We start from the raw sequence: 22,240 nt of genomic DNA, 5'->3' as shown, positions 1-22,240 counted from the left end.
TACGTATCATTTTTCAGCCCACGCCTCTAATAGTTCCTGCTCTCTATCTAGTGAAATTCCTGCTTTTAAGTTGGCAGCCTTGTGCGCCTGCAACCATTCATAAACCTCTTTAATCGTCTCTTCCAGAGCTCGGAAGGTAAGGCCCTCGTTTACTGCTTTTTCGATATTGATAGAAAAAGAGCCTTTCCAAGGTTCTGTTTCTCCCTCCAGCGGGAAGTGTTCAGGTACCCACAGCGGCATTTCCGTCCATGGCTGCACATTACGCTCCAGCAAAAATTGTTCATCTGCCCATACCCATTCACACTCGCTATTAGCGGCAGCTTTACAGGTATCCAACAGTTCTTCCATCGTCAATTTTTCGTTTGGACCTGTCACATTAAACGTTCCTGCCTTTCTGTTTTCCGCCATATCAAACACCCATTTGGCGATATCTTTGATATCAATCAGTTGAACAAGACGGTCCGGACGCCCGGGTACCAATACTTTTCCGCCTTGAGCCACACGCTGGACCCAGTACGGAAGACGGTCCGTGTAGTCAAACGGTCCGACAAGCTGCCCTGCTCGTATATTCAACACACGCCCCGGCCAGTGCTTTTCTGCTTCCGCCTCACAGAGAACCTTCAACGCTCCGTAATGCTCATAAGGGGAAGTGCTTCCTTCCTCAACAGCTCTCAATTGATCCAGGGACAAAGTTTGTAGGTGGTAGTCTTCGGCAATATGGAGCGGAATCCAATCTCTATAAACAGAGATACTTGAAATATACGTATAATGTTCGATTTGTTCCCCAAGTGCCTCCGCAATTTTTTTAATCTGCCCTGGAGTAAACCCGCATGTATCCATCACCACATCCCACTTACGGTTTTTCAAAAGGGATACATCACCATCCCTATCACCGACAAGCTGCTCCAACTCAGGAAATGCATCTTTATTGGTTCCACGATTAAATAAGGTGATTTCGTGGCCTCTTTTCAATCCTTCCTCCACCAACGCCCTTCCTAAAAAACGAGTCCCGCCTAATACAAGAACCTTCATCCTTCTCCCCCATTTCGATTAACTTTCTTAACTTATATAACGATTAATTTTTATAAAAAGATACGGGGGAAAAGAGAAAAAATGACGCACGGGGACGGTTCTCATGCATCAGATATACGAGAACCGTCCCCGTGATTTACTCGTTATGGTAGTTTCCAAAGCAGGTTTTATAATCGATGAGTCAAAATTCCTCTACATAGAGGCTATACTCACAGCAAATCTTCTGATAAGATGCCCCCTTATAAATGAGGATTACTCCGAACTGTTTAGTGCCCTAACTGAGAGTAAAAACGATTCTATTTGGTTAAATGTTCGCCGAATATTGGAAATACTTTTATGTTTTACGTTCGGAATCAGGTTGTTATAATGGTGGGTATGAAACGTGAGGAAGGAGATGCCGCAATGACCACATTTGAAAAGTTAAAGCCGATTATTGCAGATCAACTGGGGGTTAAAATGGAGGAGGTCAGACTTGATGCATCATTCAAGGATGACTTCGAAGCTGATTCACTTGATATGGTGGACCTGACGATGGAAATTGAAGACGAATTTGCCATTGAAATTAGTGATAAAGTGGCGCCGACGTTGCAAACTGTCGGAGATGTCGTAAACTTTATTGAAAAAAATCGTTAACAAATAAGGCGGATAGCCCACGCAGACGGACACTTGAACGTATGGCAGATGGCGTCCGCTTTTTCCATATTTATAAAATTGCTGTTTGGAAACCTTTCGATTTTTAAAAAAAAGCAGCCCTCAAGACTATTCGAAACAATCCTCGAGGGCTTCCAGATATAATATAAAAGGGGGGTCTTGAAAAAGACTGTCTTAATAGTAGCTCATTATTCTTAATAAATTCTTAACTCCTGCATTGCAGGGGAGTTTTTTTAGATTTACCGTTCCTTCTTTATTTATTAATTAATTCCGTACCATACGAGTTATCGATCGCACAAAGCCATTTCCCTTGTGAATTTTTCCTAAACACATAGGTTGCCCGTCTTTCCATTGAATAGTCATTATCATTTTTATCAGCGTCAAGCAGAGTTTGGGAAATAAACAAGGCTGTGTCTCCGGCTTCTAAAAAAATCATTTCTCCCTGTGTTGGCACAAGGGTGTTATTGAAGTATTTTGCTATCGCTATAAAAGCTTTTTTGATTTCCTCTTTCCCTCGTGCAATAGTTCCAGGTTTCACAACTAAATTGGCGTTGTTTGTATAGTAATTCATCAGTGTATCAAAATCCTCTTGCTTAATGGCAAGATCACACTTCTTAATAACCTCTTTCAACTCGTGCTCCATCTAAAATCCTCCTGTAAAACCTTTTACAAAGTGTATAGCACGCCTCTAGTCTGTTGAGTTGTAAAAAATGGAAATATATTATTCCTTAATGGTAGGATCCACATTTATGACGACATTTCCCTTCTTGTGTCCTTTCTCAACATACCTATGCGCCTCAACGATCTCTTCAAACTCATAATATCTATCAATGGCCACTTTTAACTTTCCCATCTCCACAAGTTCTTTAAGGAAGTCTAATGCTTCAGGAGTTTCAGGGGAATTTCTACTCAATAATAATTTCTTACGGCTCGTCAATTGAGTCCAAAGCATTCGACCACTTGGCAGTGGGTCAGTGACATTGATATAGGTTCCATCCCTTTTTAACAATTTCATACAATCTGAAAAAGAGCTCTTGTTGACCGCTTCAAATATCACATCATAGGTCTCGCCTATCCTCGAAAAATCCCCCGCCGTATAATCAATGACCTGGTCAGCTCCCAGAGATTTAACCAACTCTAAATTTGCGGTGCTGCATACCCCTGTAACGGCTGCTCCGAAATACTTGGCAAGTTGAACGGCATAACTTCCTACACTACCAGAAGCACCATAAACTAGAACCTTTTGGCCGCTCTGTATATTTGCTTTTTTAAGAAAAAACAAGGCTGTACGTGCTCCAAGTGGTATGGCGGCGGCTTCTGCAAAGGTTAAATTGGAAGGTTTAATAGATACAGGGCCATCTTCCGGCAGACACTTATATTCGGCATAAGCGCCAAAACTCGCCAAGGATGCGGCAAAAACCTCGTCGCCTTCCTTAAACCTTTTGACATCTTTCCCAACGGACTCCACTACTCCAGTTAACTCCATCCCTAATATCTCTTTTTTCGGTTGCTTGAAACCAAGGGCTATTCGGGCAGGCAGCCAAAAAGCGGGAGGAACGATAAAACCCCGTGCACGAATATCCGCCACTGTTACGGTTGTCGCTTTTACTTTTACCAAAATTTCATTTTCTTTTGGAATAGGCTTTTCAACCTCTTTCAGTTGAAGAACATCAGGGGGACCGTACTTTGTGTATACAATAGCTCTCATCAATCCTCCTCCAATTCGTTTGTTTTATTAAATCATACGAATCATATTGATAAATAGAACAAAAGACACATGGGGACGGTTCTCATGCCTTTGATGCATGAGAACAGTCCCCGTTTATTTTGTCTGCTACAAGCCGTTATCGACACCTGGAAAGTACCTAGAACCACTTGGAGGTCTGGCAACAGAAAATTTTATCGAAAGTTTATCCAATCCCAAAAAGTTGCATGTGTGCAAAAAATGTTTACAAGGACAAAAAACTGCAGTAAAATAATTACATAAATTATTTAGTGGCCTTTTAATCAAAAAATTGCCCTCAGGAAAATTATTTAACTTAGCGCATATTTAAGGGGGGGATATTTGATGAATAATCAACCAGAATATGTGGGGAAAGAGCATGGAAGGTTAAAGCAAAGCTCTAATATAAGCTTAGAAGAGGTAAATAATACAGTAAGTGTTCCAAGTAAAGGAGGTTTTTGGCGTAAGCTATTAGCCTTTATGGGCCCTGGCTCATTAGTGGCAGTTGGCTATGTAGACCCAGGAAACTGGGCAACTTCCATTGCAGGCGGAGCCCGTTTTGGTTACACGCTGTTGATTGTCATTTTACTATCCAATTTAATTGCTATGCTGCTACAAGCATTATCATCAAAACTTGGAATCGTCACAGGAAGGGATCTTGCCCAGGCCACTAGGGATGCAACTGGGAAGAAAACAGCCTTCGTTCTTTGGATATTAACAGAATTAGCCATTATTGCCACAGATTTAGCTGAGGTAATTGGTTCAGCCATTGCTTTAAATTTATTATTTGGTATTCCCTTATTATTAGGTATTGCCATAACAACATTAGATGTGCTTTTATTACTTTATTTGCAAAAGAAAAGCTTCCGTATTATTGAATCGATTGTCATTGTTTTAATGGTTACGATCTTTATCGTATTTGCATTTGAAGTCATTGTTTCAAAACCGGAAATTGCCGCTTTATTCGGTGGGTTTGTTCCTAAACCAGAAATTGTCACAAATCCACAAATGCTCTTTATTTCTTTAGGCATATTAGGGGCAACGGTGATGCCGCACAATTTATATTTGCATTCGTCCATCGTGCAAAGTAGACAATATAAGCGGACAACAGAGGGAAAAAGAGAAGCCATTAAATTCTCCCTCATTGATTCAACCTTTTCGTTAACCGTGGCTTTTCTTATTAACTCCGCCATTTTGATTTTGGGAGCGGCCGCTTTTTATGGAACGAATTTAGATGTAACCGAAATCGAAGCAGCCTATGAATTACTTAGTCCAACGCTTGGAGTAGGGATAGCTAGTACTTTATTTGCGGTTGCCTTACTTGCTTCCGGTCAAAATGCGACCATTACTGGAACGATTAGCGGTCAAATTGTTATGGAAGGATTTATCAACCTGCGAATATCACCATGGCTTCGGCGCTTGATTACACGTTTACTAGCGGTCATACCTGCTTTTATCGTGACCTGGCTGGCTGGATCCAAAGGAACAGGTGAATTGCTGCTATGGAGTCAAGTCGTCTTAAGCTTGGCGCTTCCATCTGCCGTCATTCCTTTAGTTATATTTACTAGTGATAAAAAGAAAATGGGCGAATTTGCAAACAAAATGCCAGTGAAAATAGCAGCATGGGTCTGTACCATTGTGATCGTCTTATTGAATATATTCTTAATTGGATATATTGTTGTTACGGGTCAAGATTTAGGGTAACTGGAAAAAGCAAGTAACCAATCCTATAAAAATAAAACGGTCGCCAACACCATTTGGCGACCGTTTCTATTTATTCTGGGGATACCTGCATGCATCCCCCCTAACATGAAGCAGAAGAACCGTCCCCATGCTTCATGCTTTATATCACGCTATTTTTGGCGGATGTGCTGTCGACGATGTCTGGGTCGATGACACTGCTTATTGGGATGTTGATTGGTGAGAAGTCTCCGTTTTGTTCTCCGACAGCTTGGTTTCGTTTGTAGGATACAAACTGGTCAACGTAAGCGACGGGACCAATATTAATAACGGAGGAATTATCGATGGCATTGACTTTAAAAGCTAATAGATTTACGGCTAAGGGTGTAAAAAAGACCATTTTACCACTCCTTTAATTTTTTCCGTTTTATCGAATATGAGCGACCACCGGAATGCGTTTTCTTCGCTTATAACAAACTATTTTTAACGGAAGGACTATCACTTATATCATTATCAAAGACATTAGAATTGGTCAGCAGTATGGGGGATAAGTCGCCATTTTGTTCACCAATGCCCTGACTCCGCTTATAGGATACAAATATATCAATATGTTTACTTGGACCTAAATTAATAATTCCGGAATGGTCGATGGCATTGACTTTAAAGGATAATAGATTAATATTCACCGGTCCAAAATACATCTGTCCGCCTCCCCCAAAAATATGGATCTATTGTCCAACATGACTTACTTGTTAAATTTTGCTGAAAATTGATCGATCACATCATCATCTAAAACATAATGAGAATTAAAAGTTCGAACACAATAGTCTGCATGTTGTTGGCCATACCCTTGTGTTTTTTTAGCACAAACATTTCTTCCGACTTTCACAGTTGTTCCAAAGGAAATAGAACTCAAATGGTCCAAGTTGTTCACCTTAAAATCGTCAATAGTTACATTTATTGGTTTAAAAAACATGGCTTACTCATCCCCTCTATGGATAATATCCGGCATGGGAAGCCATTCCGATTCAAAGGTTGAAGCTGAGTCGATCTGATCCCGGTCGTCTACCATACTTCTCGTTCCTACAAAACAGCTGCCGTCCCCCATATTCTGTCCTAGTCCCATATTTTTCTTATCAGAATTATGCCATTCAGCCAATAAATTGTTACCGACATTTATGGCAGAGGCATTTTCAAAAGAATTCACTTTGATAATATGAATATTAATATTAAACTGAGCAGGGATTGGTATTCGAACCATCATCAACCTCTCCTTTCACCTTTATTATTGTTATGTGTAAATAGACGAAATTATGTACAATGGATGAAGATACATAATAAAAGACACCCGAATGACATATTCAGATGCCTTTTGTCTACAATCTGGAGTGCATTAAATGGCTAATAAACGAAACACAGGGACGGCTCTCATGCATCTGATGCATGAGAACCGTCCCCATGATTTACCTTATAGGATAATAAACGCAAAGACGATTGCAAGGATTATGCGGTAGTAGGCGAATGTTGATAGCCTTACTTTGTCGAGCAGTTTTAGGAATCCGATACAGGATAGCAATGCAACTACAAAGGCTGTTACAAAACCGATGACAAAGGTTGTGATGTCTCCTGAAGTGATGGCGTCCATATTTTTCAATAAGTCTAATCCTGTTGCTCCTACCATAATAGGCAATGCCAGAATGAAGGAAAATTCGGCAGCTGTTTTTTGGCTAGCACCCACTAGTAATCCTCCAGAAATGGTAGAGCCGGCTCGTGAAAATCCTGGCCAAACAGCTAGACATTGAAACAGACCAATATATAAGGCTTGCTTATAAGATAATTGATCAATGGTGTGTGCCGTAACCGTTGTTTTCTTCTTGTCAGCATAAATTAATAAAAAGGCCCCGACTACTAAAGCAACCAAAACCACTGTTGTAGAAAACAGTACATTTTTTATAAAATCGTGGAGGACGAAGCCTACAATCACGGCAGGCAGCACCCCTAAAAATACGTGAAGAAGATTCAGTTTTGTTCTGTTGTTGTCCTTTATATTTAAACTCTTAAAGTCTAAAAGTGAAAAAAATCTTCTCCAATATAAAACCACAATCGCTAGGATCGATCCTAATTGAATGACAACTTCAAATGTTTTCGCCCGATCTCCCTCGAACCCTAATAGATGACCGGCTAAGATGAGATGTCCTGTTGATGAAACGGGAAGATATTCTGTTAACCCTTCTACGATTCCCATTATAAAAGCTATTACGTGCTCACTCATAAAAATATTTCCTCCTAATTAAATGCTACCTTTTAATAATACCCGTTAATGACTAAAAAGCAGTATTAATTTTTCGTTAATATTTTAACATAAAACATAGGGACGGTTCTCATGTTTCTGATGCATGAGAACCGTCCCCATGTTTCACTTTTTAATGGTAAATGTTCCGGTTGCATTGGTCGGTTCTATTGTTAGTTGGTATTTTCCTTCAAGCGGATTATCCAGCAGGAGGATGTTTTTTCCGTTTTTTAAATTCATATTAAGCTTTAAGTCTTCGGATTTTAATACTATCTGGGTGCCTTTGGGAATCGAAGCTTCAAAATTAACCTTTATCATTTTATGAGCTTGAAAGGTTGTATTTTTAGGGTTAAAGCCTGAAGCGGTAACTCGGATTGTCGCCACCTGCATATCATTTTCTTCATCAATGGAGGCAGTTTGAGTTTGCGGCTGGCCAATAACCCCGACCTTTATTTGGTTCACATTTAGCCCAAGTACAACAATGATAACAATCAAAATGGCTGAAAGTGATATAGTCGATACATTTGAAGCTTGTTTCTGATTCTTTTTTTTCGAACGATTCTCTGTTGATTTTGAAGCAAGCTGTCGATCAAAATACATTAAAGCAATGTAGGTGATGACGATAAAAGCAATATCAATGACTAGAAATGGTTTATTTGAAATAAACGTCGAATACCCCAGTACTGACCCAATTAAAGCGCCAATTAGACCGGAAAGAATATCATTCATTCCTTTTTCCGGAGGGAATAATCGGCGAACCAACAAGCCGTTACCAATTGTATAGACCAGACAAATTAACGTTGTGATTAGAACTTGATAATTTGTGGCTAACATCAATAAAAAGCCGATTGCAGCGGATGAAATGCCAATCATTAGTGCTGTTATAATTCCGATTACTCCCGAAAACCGATCTTTGTTCCGATAAAAATGGTAAATACAATAGATTGTAATTAGAAGTACTAACAAAAGACTTCCAATCTTTAATAACATGAATACACCTCTTTTACATTGCGATATTACTACAGTTTGGAACCAAATTTCCAATCAGGATATACATATGGCACGCTTGGAGAAACAGCCGGCTCCGCTTTTTCTACTTCGATTTTTATAACATTTTGCCCATTGAAATTGGTTTTGCTAATCCTTCCCGTGATCATAAACCATGAATCATTGGCAAATTGGTCTGGATTATCCGCTTCAGCAATAATACCGAATGGTGAAATATCAGCAATACAGTGGGTCATACCCATTCGGGCAATAATAAATTGGTTATTTGAAAGTCCTGGTTCACGATAAATAAAACCCTTTATTTTTATTTCTTTACTTTGAAAATTATCCACAAAGGTGTTCATTGATTGCAGTTTTTCAATGAACCATTCATCCTTCATTTCAATCACATTTTGCTTATATAACTTCATTCCGAGTTTTGCGTAATCTTTGTCATACACATTGGTCTTAAACAATTTTTTTAGGGCAGGATCTGCATTTCCGTCTACTTCAACAACGGCTCCTTTGTCACCATTTTTGGAGGATATCCCGCCTAGATTCATCCCTTTATTTTCAACTAGCGAACTAGAAAGTGTGTTATTCGGCAATACGAATCCAAGTAAAAGAGGTAACAGAAATAAACCGTATATAAGAATATTCTTACCGATTGAATTCTTTAATAAATGATGATGTTCGTGGCCGAAGACCGAATCGTGATCATGACTATGATCATGGTCATGTCCGCAGTCGCAAATAATAACCTGCTTTTTTAAGGATAGAAAAGCAATATAAAATTGAAAAGCAGCCACAATGATCAAGAATCCAGCTGCGATTTTAATATAGATAACCAGCTGCGGGACAACAAATTGCAGAATGTCACCTGAAAAGGTTAACCAAAAAATATAAATGGAAAATCCAATTAAAATGGCTGCTTTCAAAAAATGATGCATGCTGGCAGAATTGAGTCTATGCCCCATCGAATCACTACCTTACGTAATTTTTCAAGTCAAGATGTTAAAGGATAAACTGTAATACGAGCGTTCCGGCAAACACGAGAACGAAAACCAATGTGCAAAGCAATAAAACAAATTTCGTTCGAAAAACGGCTAGCATCATGAGAACGCCCTTTATATTGATCATCGGTCCAAAAACCATGAAGCCAACCAATGAGCTCTTTGAAAAAACAGATTGTAAGCTTTGAGCGACAAAAGCATCGGAAGTAGAACATAAAGAAAGCACAAACCCCATCCCCATCATGGCTAAATTGGCAAAGGGGCCGCTATTTCCAATGGCAATTAGACTATTTTGCGAAACATATACCTGGAGTATTGCTACAATCATCGAACCAAACAGCAAATACTTCCCCATATCAAAAAACTCGCTGACGGTATGGCCCATGACCTCAATTACTTTATTCTTCACTTGTTTTTCTGAATGATGCTCATGGGTGTGGTGATGATGATTTTTCTCTTGCTTTAACTCTTCTCTTAATTGATTTGTTTTGACGAATTGAAAAACAATCAGGCCAATCACAAGAGCTGCCAGAAATGCCAGCCCCATCCGGCTGAATGTGACACTAGGCTGATTTTGAAAGGCTGTAAATGTCGATAAAAAGACAATTGGATTTAAAATAGGGCCAACTAATATAAACGTTGTTGCTACATATAAAGGCATTCCTTTTTTAATCAGCTTCCGTATGGCTGGGACCATACCGCATTCGCAAATGGGAAAAATGATGCCCAGCACACTTGCTGTTATGATTCCCAAAATCGGATTTTGGGGGATAAATTTACGCATCATTTGATCAGTCACGAAAACCTGAAGCAGCGCCGAGATAAACACACCGATTAAGATAAAGGGCATTGCCTCAATAATGATGCTGATAAAGACCATTTTAAAAACCTGTACTTTTTGACTGCTAATAATAGCACTATAACCATAAGTAGAAGCAATATATAAGAGAATAACGAAAATCAAACTTCCTAATATAATTAGATGGCGATTTGAACCTACAGGCGAGCTTTTCTGTACCGCAGCATTCCGCAAAGAAGTCCTCCCCCTTTTTTAAGCCACTATTCGTTCGATCAACCAAAAGCTGCCTAACACAAAAGCTATTGTCGAAACGCTAATAACGGCCTTCCTTGATATGTTTGAACGGTGTAAAAGTGTTAATAATGGCAAAAGAATCACAACGATGATGAGCTGAATGATTTCAATGCCAATATTAAAGCTCGCTAAATCAATGGCAAGCTCCCCTTTTGGAATCTTCATTTCAGTTAATAAATCCGCAAATCCCATTCCATGAATAAGACCAAATATAAACGTCAAGGCCCAGCGTTGGCTGACCGATTTCCTAAAAATATTTTCGATGGCCACATAACAAATACTCAGTGCGATAGCCGGCTCAACAATACTCGCAGGGACTGATATAATGCCCAATACGGTTAACGTTAAGGTTAAACTGTGAGCAATCGTAAACGCAGTAATGACTTTGACAAACTGTTTGAAGCTTTGTCTTGCAATCAACAGTGCCAGCAAAAACAGCAAATGGTCATAGCCCTCAAGAATGTGAGTCATCCCTAGCTTTAAAAATGTGATCCAGCCGGATGGTGAAGAAGTTTGAGGTGTTTTTGCCTCTTGTTGTTTTGTTGTATCACTTGTTGTCCTGGCTTGCTTGTTTTCACCGGTTTGTACACCCGTATCGTCTGATTTTAACCCGGCATATTCAGATTCACTTAAAATCATCGACCAAGTTCGGTCTTTACCTGATAATGCCGAAGTACTGTTTTGTTTTCCATAATTAACCTTTAGTAGATTCACATAGTTTGTGATTATATCATCCTGATAAAGGCTGTCAGTTAATGAAATAGATTGTGACGGTGTTAAGGGTGGATACTCAACCTTAAGCACGAGCTGGGTTGCATCCCCTTTTCGGTTTAAGTTCATTTCAAGTAATTTGGACCAATCCTTATGCTCGCCGTCAATTTTAACCCCTACATTTTCTTTAATGATCGTTTCGATTTTATTTTTGATTGCTTCGAATTCGTCCGAATCCAGCATCCCGTTTTGGTTAACGTCTCCATGGGTTAATTCGATGACAGAAACCTCATCTAATGCAAACGTCATGATGATTTTGCTTTTTAAAAGATTTATAGTGGTAAAACTGGCACTATAGGCATGTGCTTGTGCTGATTGAATGGAAGAAAAAAAGATAACTAATGGGAGCAACAAAATAATAAATTTTTGTCTATTTAAAAAGAAATTTGTTAAAAATTTTGATGGGAATATTCTGCTCATTGTAGCCTCCATGTGGTGCGAAGTCATAGTTTCCTAGAGAATCAGGTTAAATATATCATAAGTCCTGTAACATCCGTGTAAAATTCATGTAAAAAATCGAAAATTTTGTAGAATATTGACGAATCACATACTAAGATTATATTAGGTCCATTTTATCAATTAAAAGCGGTGATAAAAGGAACTTGAGGATTTTTTTACCATTATTCAAATGGAGGTGCTTAGCTATAAAATAGGGAAGTAAGCGCTTCATCAAAAATGACTAAAGGGGAGGAATTTCGTAGGTGTACGGAATTGTGAGAAAACACAAGAAATGGGTTGGCCTATTTTTAACAGCGCTAATGTTGTTATCACTGGTCAATCCCAATATGGCAAAAGCTGTTTCAGAACCTGTTTCATTGGCAAAATGGGATTTTAGTAATGGGAATAGCCTAACAGCCACTGGTGGTTTGAATGTTAATCTTGACAAGCAATTATCCATAACAGGTGCAACAATGACTGGCTATAATGCCGGACCTACTTCAGGTATTAGTGTTCCTAACGCAAATACTTGGACAAACAACCCATCATACTGGGAAGTTTCCTTATCAACTAAAGGCTATCAATCTATTGCGGTATCATCTAAACAATACGGTTCTAGTACAGGCCCAAGAGATTTTAAGCTTCAATACAGCTTGGATCATAGCAATTGGGCGGATGTTGCCGGTGGAGATATTACCGTAGCGACTAACTGGACCAGCGGTGTTATAACGAATGTAGCACTGCCAAGTGATGCGGCTGATCAAGATCTCATCTATGTTAGATGGCTCAAAGCTTCTGATACGTCAATAGGTGGCAGCACGGTAGCAGGAACTGGTACAAGCCGTTTCGGAGAAATCTCATTTACAGGTGTACCTTCCGGGTCGACTGTAGATCCAGATCCAAATCCGGATCCAGTAATTGAAAAAACAGCAGCACCGGCCGCTACTAAAATCACGTATGCTTCCTATACACAAGTAACAGGAGCGCCAGGTGCAGCAGCCAATAATTCACAAGTATCATTATATTTTGACGATAACACAGTGGTTGCGACTGCTCCTGCAGGTGCAGATGGATCGTTTAGTATCTCATTTGCTAACCCACAATCAAAACCAGTCGTGAATCTTACAGCACAAGAGACTGGGAAAGAACCTAGTGATAAAGTAGCGATTAACTACACTGGTTCCAACTCAAGCTCAGCAGTTAAGCCTGGTGACGTAGTATTTAGCCAAATCTACGTAAACGGCGGAAACAGCGGAGCGTTTTACAAAACAAAGTTTTTCGAACTTTATAACAATACAGATAAAGATATCGATTTAAAAGATTGGTCAATCGCTTACACATCAGCCTCCACCATGAAATTTGGCGCTGGCCAAGCCCTATCTGGCATCATTAAAGCTCATGGCTATTATCTGATTACTGGCAACACAGGCGCGACAGGACAAGATTTACCTGTACAACCAGATGCCAAAACCACATTAAATCCAAGTGGTTCAACAGGCGGAGCCTTAGTATTAGCCAAGAAGAAAACAGCAGTTACTGGAGCAGATGACCCAGACGCAATCGATTTATTAGCGTACACAGATGGTACAGCCAAGTTTGCAAATCCATTATACTGGGGCGAGCCGATTTCCGATGCTACCATGAAAGCTGGGACTTTCTTACGTAAAACAAATATCGGATCAGACCCGCTGACTTCCTTCGGAATGGGCAATGGCTGGTTTACAAAGAATCCAGCTAACGATTTCGTGTTTAATAAACCATCAGGTGGAGAAACTCCAGAAGAGATGGTTGTTCATAATTCAAAATTCATGCTTCAACCGGATGCTTCAAAAATCGAGTATAAAAATGACGGTGGTGCGGCAACGGTTTCGGGGCAGCCTGGTTCTGTACCAGCTTCAGCTACTGTAAAAGCTTATGTGGAGAAGGCTGGCGTTTTAACGAAAGTACAAGAAGTTGCAGCTGCGGCTGACGGTTCTTTTTCACTAAACTTCCAGAATTCTAGTTCAGTAGTTTACTTGACTCATACTGATTCATCACAGCCTTTTTCATTAGAAAGCAGCTACACAAGAATCAATGTTTCCGGGACAGCTAAGACGATTACATCATTGGATGAATTGCGTAAGAATGATGCAAAGGGCTTCCCTATTAATCTTGGATATACAACAACGATTGAAGGAACAGCTACAACTGGCAATACTCCAGATGGCAGCGTAAAAACGAATTTCTTTATTAAGGATGCTTCTGGTGCAATTAACGTAGTGAATAGCCTTAATCCGTCTCTTCCTATTGAATCTGGCAATAAGTATCGGATCGATGGACGGGTTGTTTTTACAGCAGGTATGACACAGTTTGTTCCTACCTCTATTAAAAATGCAGGACCTGATACTTTACCGACACCTGAGTCCATTGCTATCACTGGGCTAAACGAAGCAAATGAGAGTAATTTAGTTTCATTTACCGGCAAGGTGACAAACATACCGGCAAATGGTCCAGATTATGATGTTACTGTAAGTGATGAATCAGGTGACAATTTAGCGATTGTCCGTATTCAAGGAGAGCTTGGCGATCTTGAGAAAGGTTCTAGCTATACTTTCACCGGAATTGTTCATCAATCCAAGAAAATAGCACCTTTTACAAACGGATACTATCTATTGCCAAGAAGCACGGCTGATATTAAAGGCCAATTAGTGCTGACACATACTCCGTTAAAGAAAGCTTATATTGGAGTCGATGTCGCTTTCACTGCGATGGCGAAAAATGCCGATTCCGTTACTCTTTACTACAAAGGTGAAGCTGATTCAGCATACAAAACAGTGATCATGAATTCGGCTGATGCTAGAAATTATAATGGGAAAATTGTTAGGGCAGATGTGCCGACAGGGAAATTACTCTATTATATTGAAGCCGTTTCTGGTGACGACAAACAATCGGAAGGATCCGCTGCGAAACCAATCACAATTGATGTAGTAGAAGATACCGATGGCCCTGCATTTATGAATGAGCTTCCGGGGAATGGAGAAATCGTCAATTCCAGATACCCATCGATATCTGTTAAACTGGATGACCCGAATGGAGTAAAAACTTCAGCAGTATCGATTAAAATTGATGGAAAAGATTTCACTCCAAAAGCAGTCATTAGCGAAACAGAAATTAAATTGGTGCTTACAAAAAGTGATGAGTTAACTGAAGATGAACATACGGTAACTGTATCTGCCAAAGATAAATTGGATAATCCTTCTACGTTCACATGGAAATTTACAGTGGCGAAAAGATTTACTGGCGGAAATCATTACCGGGGAACAACTCATAACCATACAAACATCTCTCACGATGCTGCCGGTTCACCTGAGCAGGCACTAAAAGATGCACAAAAATATCACTATGATTACTTTGCCTTTTCTGATCATTCCCATGACATCGATTCAAGTCTTGTCAATAAGGATACGGTTGATCACAACGGAATGAAAGAAAGAACGGGCGGATCTGATTGGCAATTAACGAAAGATTTAGCAAAACAATATACTCAGGATGGAAAATTTGTTGTCTTCCCTGCTTTTGAAATGACATCTACTACGTGGGGACACTCAAATGTATTTGGAACAGACAACTTTATTGATCGTGTTGTTGATGGAGGAGCATATCAAAAGCTTCAGAACTATTATGCTTGGACGTTAACGTACGACAATATTGTTGCTCAATTTAACCATCCGAAAATGTCGGCTAATGCTTTTGATAATTTTATCCCATATGATAAAAATGTTGATAAGCTATTCACGATGCTAGAAGTAGGAAATGGCTCAGGGAAGTATTCCTATGCGAATGCAGAAGATAAATACTATAGTGCGCTCGACTTAGGCTGGCATGTTGCACCTACTTATGGTGAGGACAACCATGATGCTACTTGGGGTCAAACGAAAAAGCGGACTGTAATCGTTGCAAAAGATCTAACTCAAGAATCACTTCTTGATGCCATGAAAAATATGCGCGTGTATATGAGTGAAGATCCAAACTTCCAGCTAGATGTGTCTGCAAGCGGCTTCTACATGGGGTCAACAGTTGATACAGATACATTGGACTTTACGATTACGGGTAAGGATCCAGTGTCAGAAGACCCATCAAATCCAGATTATAGTTATGTAAAAACTCCTTCAAACGATGCTATTGCCAAAGTGGAACTGATTACCAACCACGGCAAGGTAATTGAATCATATGTACCTAAAGATGATTCTCCTTCGTTAACATGGGAGCCAAGTGTAACAGTAGCCGGCGGGCAGCAATGGTTTGTGGTAAAGGTTACCCAAAAAGACGGTGATCAAATTTATTCCGCACCTATCTGGTCTCCAGCTAAGGATTTGGCTGTAAATGTAAGTAATGTCAGCACGCCAGATGGCGCCATTATCGGTGGTGTTTCTACAACTCTAACTGCTGGTGTTACAAATCTGGGATCTGTAAATGTAAGTAAAGTAAAAGCACAATTCTATTATGATAGTATTGATGCGGACCACTTTATCGGCGAATCTGCCATTGATTCACTTCCTGCCAACAATTCGGCTAATGCGAGTGTCACATGGGCAAATCCGGCTGCGGGTACACATAATATCATTGTCCTGCTTTCCGCGGATGACGGACATGATCTTGGCAGCAATAAGTTTGAACAAAGCTTTGTGATTAAAGCGCCATTAGGAAAAACAATCTTGATAGATACAACACATGGCAATGAAAATACGACAGGTGATCCAGGCAAATACGCTGATAACCTTAAACTATTTACAACATCAATGAAGAAACAAGGTTACACGATTGCAGAGAATAAAGTTACACTTTCTGCTGACGTGCTAAAAAATGTAAGTGTGTTGATGCTTACCCACCCTACTACAGCCTATTCGCCAACTGAAATTGAAGCAATCAAGGATTTTGTTGCGAACGGCGGATCATTATTAGTAACTGAAAAGAGTAACTTTGGCGGTACCAATCAAAATTTAAACGATATCTTATCCAGTGTTGGATCTAGTATTCTTGTAAACAACGATGGCGTCTTTGATGAAACAAAAGAAGGAAACTTCTGGGGTACACCATTGCCATCTAATTTCGCAGTAAGACTGCATCCAACTCCTGTTAAAAATGCACTAACAGATTTTGTATCAACAATCGAATATTATAGTGGTTCAAGTCTGGCCAAAAATGATGGAACTGGTAAGAAAGCAGCATTGACAGACAGCAGTACAGTCACAGTTCTCGCTTGGGGAAATGAGTCAACATTCCAAGACTCTCCAACGATCAAATCGGATTCTGCATCTTATAATGTCCGTACTTCAGACGGTAAAACACCGCTTGAAGATGTAACAGGCGGTTCGGTCATTCCGATGATTGCATCAGAACAGATTGGAAAGGGCAGAGTCATTGTTTCCGGGATGAATATCTTTAATGACAAGCAGATCGACCAAACTTTTAGTCCGAAAGGCAATGAAAGGTTTGGTATAAATGCGGTCAACTGGTTAGCTCATCTCGAGCCGCAAATCATCTCGATTGGCGATGCACGTAAACTGGCTGAAGAAACAAATGCTGTGGTGGAAGGTACAGTTACAGCTACCCAGTTCTTTGATTCGGCATATATTCAAGATGAGACTGGCGGTATAATGGCCTTTAATGAGGTCCCGGCAGGCAGCCTAAAAATTGGCGACAAAGTTCGTATTTACGGACACATTAAGATTTTTGAAAATAACTTTGAATTAGAATTCGGAAGCTTCGCCGACAGTGTTGTGAAGCTTGGCACTGGAACACCAGTCGAACCTAAATTAGTAAGTACAAAGGATTCAGTCGCTGACGAAAACCAAGGTCTTCTTGTGAAAGTAAAAGGTAAAGTAGTGTCCAAGTATGATGATAACTCCTATATCATTGACGATGGATCTGGACCTACCTTGGTATTTACGGATGGCTATATTGTTAATCAAAGCGGACCTGTCCCTGATTTAAAAGCAGGTGACACATTGGAAGCTGTTGGGCTTTCAGGTAAATTCTCTGAAGGTGAGCGCATCCGTGTCAGAGACACAAGAGAACTGATTGGCACTGTCAATACAGACCCAGGTCAACAACCGGGAGATAACAATGGCGGCGATCAAGGCTCTCAACCGGGAGATAACAACGGCGGGGACCAAGGCTCTCAACCAGGAGATAACAACGGCGGCGATCAAGGCTCTCAACCAGGAGATAACAACGGCGGCGATCAAGGCTCTCAACCGGGAGATAACAACGGCGGCGATCAAGGCTCTCAACCTGGAAATAGCAACGGCGGGAATGGTTCAAAACCTGGTAACGACGGTTCTAAACAAATTGTCGTGACACTACCGGCTAAGGCCAAAAATGGAAAAGTAATAACCATTGATAAAAAAGAATTTGAAGCAGCGATTGTCAAAATTTCTAATAATGGTGAACTTTCTATTGACCTTGGAAATGAACATGATTCTGAGCTGAAGCTAACAAAAGAGCAAATTGAACTTTTGAAAGCGAAAAATATTCCGCTCACCGTTCAAAATGATGAGGTAAAATTGTCAATCCCTTCAAGTATCTTTACTAAAGGAAATGCAGATATTGTCTTAAAACCAATGGAAATCATTAACAGCGCTAAAAGTCCGGTTTATGATTTTACTATCATCGTTGATGGAAAAGTAATCCATCAATTTACTGAACCGATTACGCTGACATTTGATATCGATATGAACAAAGTGAAAAACAGTAGTAATTTGAAAGTCTTCTATTACAATGAGAAAACTAAAAAATGGGAATTGATGCCAGGTTCAATTTATGCAAACGGCAAGGTAACAGTGAAAACCAATCACTTCAGTACTTTTACCGTATTCGAGGTAGCTGGAGACAAAGCACCGAATGACGCAAAGGCTCCTAACGCACTAAAAGAAAATGGCTTGCCAAATACAGCTACAAATTCCTTTAATATTTTGGCTGTGGGATTACTGCTACTGTTACTAGGTTCCGTATGGTTCTTAGCAAAAAGAAGGAAACAAGCATAATTATCGCAAAATGGTTCAATAACAAAAGAGCTAGGGATATTTCCTAGCTCTTTGTTTTGTATTTGCTTTTGTATAACTTGGTTGGAAGTATGTTTAAGCAATCTGCTAATTCGGAAATAATTTTGGGAATTTCACTAAAATTAGTTTTTTTGATGCATAAGAACCGTCCCCATGCCTCACCTAATGTCCCCCAAGGTAGGCTTTTTTGATTTCTTCGCTTGCTTGGAGTTCGGCTGCGGTGCCTGAGATTTGGATGCGGCCGGTTTCGATGACGTAGGCCCGGTCGGCAACTGATAAGGCCATGTTTGCGTTTTGTTCGACGAGCAGGACGGTCGTTCCTTCCTTATTAATCTGCTCGATAATGTTAAAAATTTGTTTAACGATCAGCGGCGCCAAGCCCATCGAAGGCTCGTCAAGCAGCAGCAGCTTTGGCTTCGCCATGATGGCCCGTCCCATTGCCAGCATTTGCTGTTCCCCGCCAGAAAGTGTTCCAGATAGCTGCTTGCGGCGTTCCAGCAGCCGTGGAAACAGATCATAGACTTTTTCCATATCCTTGCGAATTCCGCTGGTGTCCTTTCTTGTAAAAGCGCCAAGCTCCAAATTTTCCTCTACTGACATATTGGAGAACACGCGTCGTCCTTCTGGAACATGAGATATGCCGGCCTTGACTATCGCTTGCGGTGCCTTGGTGGAGATCGTCTCGCCTAAATATTCAATCGTCCCTGATTTTGGCTTTTGCAGTCCGGATAAGGTTTTCAGAAGCGTACTTTTCCCTGCTCCATTTGCCCCAATTAAGGTTACTATTTCCCCTTCCTTCACTTCTAATGAAATGCCTTTAAGCGCCTGAATGTTTCCATAAAATACATTAATATCATTGACCTTAAGCATGTTCGTTAGAAACCTCCTCTCCCAAGTAAGCCTCGATGACCTTCGGATGGCTCCGGATTTCCTCTGGTGTACCTTCCGCAATCAGTTGGCCATGGTCGAGGACATAAATCCGTTCACAGATACCCATGACAAGCTGCATGTCATGTTCAATTAATAAAATCGTCAGGTCAAACTGTTCACGAATAAAGGCAATCAGTTCCATTAATTCATGGGTCTCCTGCGGGTTCATCCCTGCTGCAGGTTCATCCAGCAGCAATAGTTTCGGACCGGCCGCTAACGCCCGGGCGATTTCCAATCTCCGCTGCTGGCCATATGGTAAATTTTTCGCCTTTTCATCTTTAAATCTTTCCAAGTTAAAAATTTTTAAAAACTCGAGCGCTTTTTCTTCCATGTTTTTCTCCTCAGAAAAATGGGAGGGAAGACGGAAAATGGAGCTCAAGATGGAGTTTTTTGCTAAGGAATGATAGGCAACCTTTACATTGTCTAACACGGATAATTCACTAAACAGGCGAATATTTTGGAAGGTACGGCTGATCCCGCTTTGCGTCACTTTGTAGGGAGGCAGTCCGTTCAGACGCTTTCCGTTAAACAAAATCTCACCTTCGGTGGGAACATAGACGCCTGTTAACAAGTTAAAGCTTGTGGTTTTTCCAGCACCATTCGGCCCAATCAGGCCGGCCAGTTCTCCTTGATTTAGTCTCATATTAAAGCCGGAAACAGCCTTTAATCCGCCAAACTGAATGCCGGCATTTTTCACTTCAAGTAATGCCATCTTAATTGCCTCCTTTAGCCGGTTTCCACTTGAATAAATCTGTGACTTCACGTGTGCCCATCAAGCCTTGAGGACGGTAAAGCATCACAATGACCAAAACTAAGCTATAGATAATCATCCGTGTTTCAGGATATTGCGCCAAAAATGCTGATATAACGGTTAACAAAATAGCCGAAATCACTGACCCGGTAAGGCTGCCAAGGCCGCCCAAGACAACAAAGATGAGGATATCAAATGATTTTAAGAAACCGAAATTTCCCGGCTGGATGATATAGAAATTATGTGAAAATAGCCCGCCGGCAATTCCTGCAAAAAATGATCCAATTGCAAAAGCAAGAACTTTATAAAACGTGGTGTTGATTCCCATTGCATCAGCAGCAATTTCATTTTCCCGCACGGCAATACACGCCCGGCCGTGCCTAGAATTCGTAAAGTTCGTAATCACCAGGATCGTAATGACCAGACAGACAAATGTGACGGTCCAAGTCGTCAAATGAGACACCTGCATACCAGCGGCCCCGCCTACATAGTCAATATTAAATAACGCGATTCGAATGATTTCTGCAAAACCAAGAGTGGCGATCGCCAAATAGTCACCGCGCAGCCTTAGGGTCGGAATGCCGACAATCAGACCGGCCAAAGCGGCAATAACCCCGCCAATCACAACGGCTAGAATAAATGGCAACTCTAATTTCATCGTGGCAATCGCCGAAATATAAGCCCCGACTGCCAGGAAACCAGCGTGGCCGATTGAGAACTGACCGGTGATGCCAATGACCAAATGGAGGCTCACTGCCAAAATAATATTAATGGCAATTGTAATTAACAAATTACTATAATATATATTTATTAATCCTGAGCCGATGAAAAATTGGACGACTACGTACACAACCGCCGCTAGAATCAGAAATGCCCAAAATGATTTTGATTTCTTCATTATTTTTCACCTATACTTTCTCTCTTGTATTTTTCCCAAAGATGCCCGATGGTCTGAAAATAAGGATGAGAATCAAAATGACAAAGGCGGCTGCATCTCTCCATAAAGAAAATCCTGCGGCACTGACAATAGATTCGATGACACCAAGGAAAATCCCGCCAACCATCGCTCCCGGTATACTGCCGATGCCCCCTAATACGGCTGCAACGAACGCTTTTAACCCAGGAATCACACCCATCAGCGGTTCAATTTTTGTATAATAAACACCAAACACGACCCCTGCTGCTCCTGCTAATGCCGACCCAATGGCAAACGTGAAGGATATCGTTTTGTCAACGCTTATTCCCATTAAGCGGGCAGCATCCATATCAAGAGAAACAGCTCGCATCGCTTTCCCCATTTTCGTACGTTGAACAATAAATTGTAAAATAATCATCAAAATAATCGATGTTAATAGGATAAATAAAGACTGGCTGTTAATATGGACACCCAAAAAATTGATGGCCTTATTTGGCAATACGTCAGCAGGATACGCTTCCGGCTGGGCGCCGCGTATATAGATCATTCCGTATTCAATCAACAAAGACATACCAATCGCTGTAATCAATGCAGCGATTCTCGTAGCATTCCGAAGCCGTTTATAGGCAATCCGTTCAATTAATACGCCAAATACCGCACAGAAAGTCATTGAAATGATGAGTGCAGGCAAGAAGCCTAATCCCCATCCCTTAATCGCATAGAACCCAATAAAGGCACCTACCATAAATACATCGCCGTGTGCAAAGTTAATTAATTTAATAATCCCATACACCATGGTGTATCCTAATGCGATTAAGGCATAGATGCTGCCGAGTGAAATTCCATTAATCAGCTGTTGTAACCAATCCATACGTTTTTGCTCCTTTTTCATAAGGCTGTGTTAGACTTATCTGTTCATTTT

General features: G+C 40.5%; 19 protein-coding genes. 3 read left to right on the top strand and 16 right to left on the bottom strand.

Annotated elements, in window-relative coordinates; translation table 11 throughout:
* Positions 1–6 precede the first annotated feature (6 nt).
* Positions 7–1,032 carry an SDR family oxidoreductase gene (locus QNN06_RS05535; RefSeq protein WP_213118421.1) on the bottom strand — a complete coding sequence of 342 codons (1,026 nt, stop codon included), beginning with the start codon at positions 1,030–1,032 and terminating at the stop codon, positions 7–9.
* Between the two features lie 402 nt (positions 1,033–1,434).
* Here QNN06_RS05535 and acpP point away from each other — a divergent pair, with 402 nt between their 5' ends.
* Complete coding sequence (gene acpP, locus QNN06_RS05530) at positions 1,435–1,665, top strand: acyl carrier protein (RefSeq protein WP_213118422.1); 231 nt, start codon at positions 1,435–1,437, stop codon at positions 1,663–1,665.
* Positions 1,666–1,936: 271 nt separating this feature from the next.
* Here the strand turns inward: acpP and QNN06_RS05525 are convergent, their stop codons facing one another.
* Positions 1,937–2,326 carry a YybH family protein gene (locus tag QNN06_RS05525; protein WP_213118423.1) on the bottom strand — a complete coding sequence of 130 codons (390 nt, stop codon included), beginning with the start codon at positions 2,324–2,326 and terminating at the stop codon, positions 1,937–1,939.
* Between the two features lie 78 nt (positions 2,327–2,404).
* A complete protein-coding gene (locus QNN06_RS05520; RefSeq protein WP_213118424.1) occupies positions 2,405–3,391 on the bottom strand; it encodes an NAD(P)-dependent alcohol dehydrogenase in 987 nt (328 codons plus the stop codon).
* A gap of 360 nt (positions 3,392–3,751) precedes the next feature.
* On the opposite strand from QNN06_RS05520, the gene QNN06_RS05515 reads away from it, so the two are divergent.
* Positions 3,752–5,110: an Nramp family divalent metal transporter gene (locus tag QNN06_RS05515; RefSeq protein ID WP_284037191.1), complete on the top strand. Its 1,359-nt coding sequence runs from the start codon at positions 3,752–3,754 to the stop codon at positions 5,108–5,110.
* 139 nt (positions 5,111–5,249) lie between these two features.
* Here QNN06_RS05515 and QNN06_RS05510 read toward each other — a convergent pair whose 3' ends face one another.
* The 9 genes from QNN06_RS05510 to QNN06_RS05470 form a co-directional block, all read right to left on the bottom strand.
* Positions 5,250–5,486, bottom strand: a complete 237-nt coding sequence (locus tag QNN06_RS05510; RefSeq protein ID WP_213118425.1) for a spore germination protein — start codon at positions 5,484–5,486, stop codon at positions 5,250–5,252.
* A gap of 67 nt (positions 5,487–5,553) precedes the next feature.
* Positions 5,554–5,787, bottom strand: coding sequence for a hypothetical protein (locus QNN06_RS05505; protein WP_213118426.1), 234 nt, complete (start codon positions 5,785–5,787; stop codon positions 5,554–5,556).
* Between the two features lie 44 nt (positions 5,788–5,831).
* Entirely contained in the window at positions 5,832–6,062 is a 231-nt protein-coding gene (locus QNN06_RS05500) for a hypothetical protein (RefSeq protein ID WP_213118427.1), read from the bottom strand.
* A 3-nt stretch (positions 6,063–6,065) separates the two neighbouring features.
* Positions 6,066–6,347, bottom strand: coding sequence for a hypothetical protein (locus QNN06_RS05495; protein WP_213118428.1), 282 nt, complete (start codon positions 6,345–6,347; stop codon positions 6,066–6,068).
* 207 nt (positions 6,348–6,554) lie between these two features.
* Positions 6,555–7,358: an undecaprenyl-diphosphate phosphatase gene (gene bacA, locus QNN06_RS05490; RefSeq protein ID WP_213118429.1), complete on the bottom strand. Its 804-nt coding sequence runs from the start codon at positions 7,356–7,358 to the stop codon at positions 6,555–6,557.
* 144 nt (positions 7,359–7,502) lie between these two features.
* On the bottom strand, positions 7,503–8,366 hold the full coding sequence (locus QNN06_RS05485) for a hypothetical protein (RefSeq protein ID WP_284037190.1): 864 nt from the start codon (positions 8,364–8,366) through the stop codon (positions 7,503–7,505).
* Positions 8,367–8,395: 29 nt separating this feature from the next.
* Positions 8,396–9,340, bottom strand: coding sequence for a TIGR03943 family putative permease subunit (locus QNN06_RS05480; protein ID WP_213118434.1), 945 nt, complete (start codon positions 9,338–9,340; stop codon positions 8,396–8,398).
* A 37-nt stretch (positions 9,341–9,377) separates the two neighbouring features.
* On the bottom strand, positions 9,378–10,409 hold the full coding sequence (locus QNN06_RS05475; protein WP_284037189.1) for a permease: 1,032 nt from the start codon (positions 10,407–10,409) through the stop codon (positions 9,378–9,380).
* Between the two features lie 18 nt (positions 10,410–10,427).
* Positions 10,428–11,660, bottom strand: a complete 1,233-nt coding sequence (locus QNN06_RS05470; RefSeq protein WP_284037188.1) for a HupE/UreJ family protein — start codon at positions 11,658–11,660, stop codon at positions 10,428–10,430.
* Between the two features lie 281 nt (positions 11,661–11,941).
* Between QNN06_RS05470 and QNN06_RS05465 the strand changes: the two genes are divergently transcribed.
* Positions 11,942–18,703, top strand: coding sequence for a DUF4350 domain-containing protein (locus QNN06_RS05465; RefSeq protein ID WP_284037187.1), 6,762 nt, complete (start codon positions 11,942–11,944; stop codon positions 18,701–18,703).
* A 180-nt stretch (positions 18,704–18,883) separates the two neighbouring features.
* Here QNN06_RS05465 and QNN06_RS05460 read toward each other — a convergent pair whose 3' ends face one another.
* From QNN06_RS05460 to QNN06_RS05445, 4 genes are read right to left on the bottom strand one after another with little or no spacing between them, the layout of a single operon-like run.
* Positions 18,884–19,591 (bottom strand): ABC transporter ATP-binding protein, encoded by a 708-nt coding sequence (locus QNN06_RS05460; protein ID WP_213118437.1) that lies wholly within the window; start codon positions 19,589–19,591, stop codon positions 18,884–18,886.
* Entirely contained in the window at positions 19,584–20,363 is a 780-nt protein-coding gene (locus tag QNN06_RS05455; protein ID WP_213118438.1) for an ABC transporter ATP-binding protein, read from the bottom strand. Before QNN06_RS05455 ends, QNN06_RS05460 begins: the two co-directional genes overlap by 8 nt.
* Before the next feature lies 1 nt (position 20,364).
* Positions 20,365–21,300, bottom strand: a complete 936-nt coding sequence (locus tag QNN06_RS05450; protein WP_213118439.1) for a branched-chain amino acid ABC transporter permease — start codon at positions 21,298–21,300, stop codon at positions 20,365–20,367.
* 10 nt (positions 21,301–21,310) lie between these two features.
* Entirely contained in the window at positions 21,311–22,189 is an 879-nt protein-coding gene (locus tag QNN06_RS05445; RefSeq protein ID WP_284037186.1) for a branched-chain amino acid ABC transporter permease, read from the bottom strand.
* Between the last annotated feature and the right edge of the window lie 51 nt (positions 22,190–22,240).

It is taken from the genome of Neobacillus sp. 114, assembly GCF_030127045.1.
In the GTDB taxonomy this organism is placed as follows: domain Bacteria; phylum Bacillota; class Bacilli; order Bacillales; family Cytobacillaceae; genus Neobacillus; species Neobacillus rhizophilus.
This window is presented reverse-complemented; position numbering and strand designations above follow the sequence as displayed.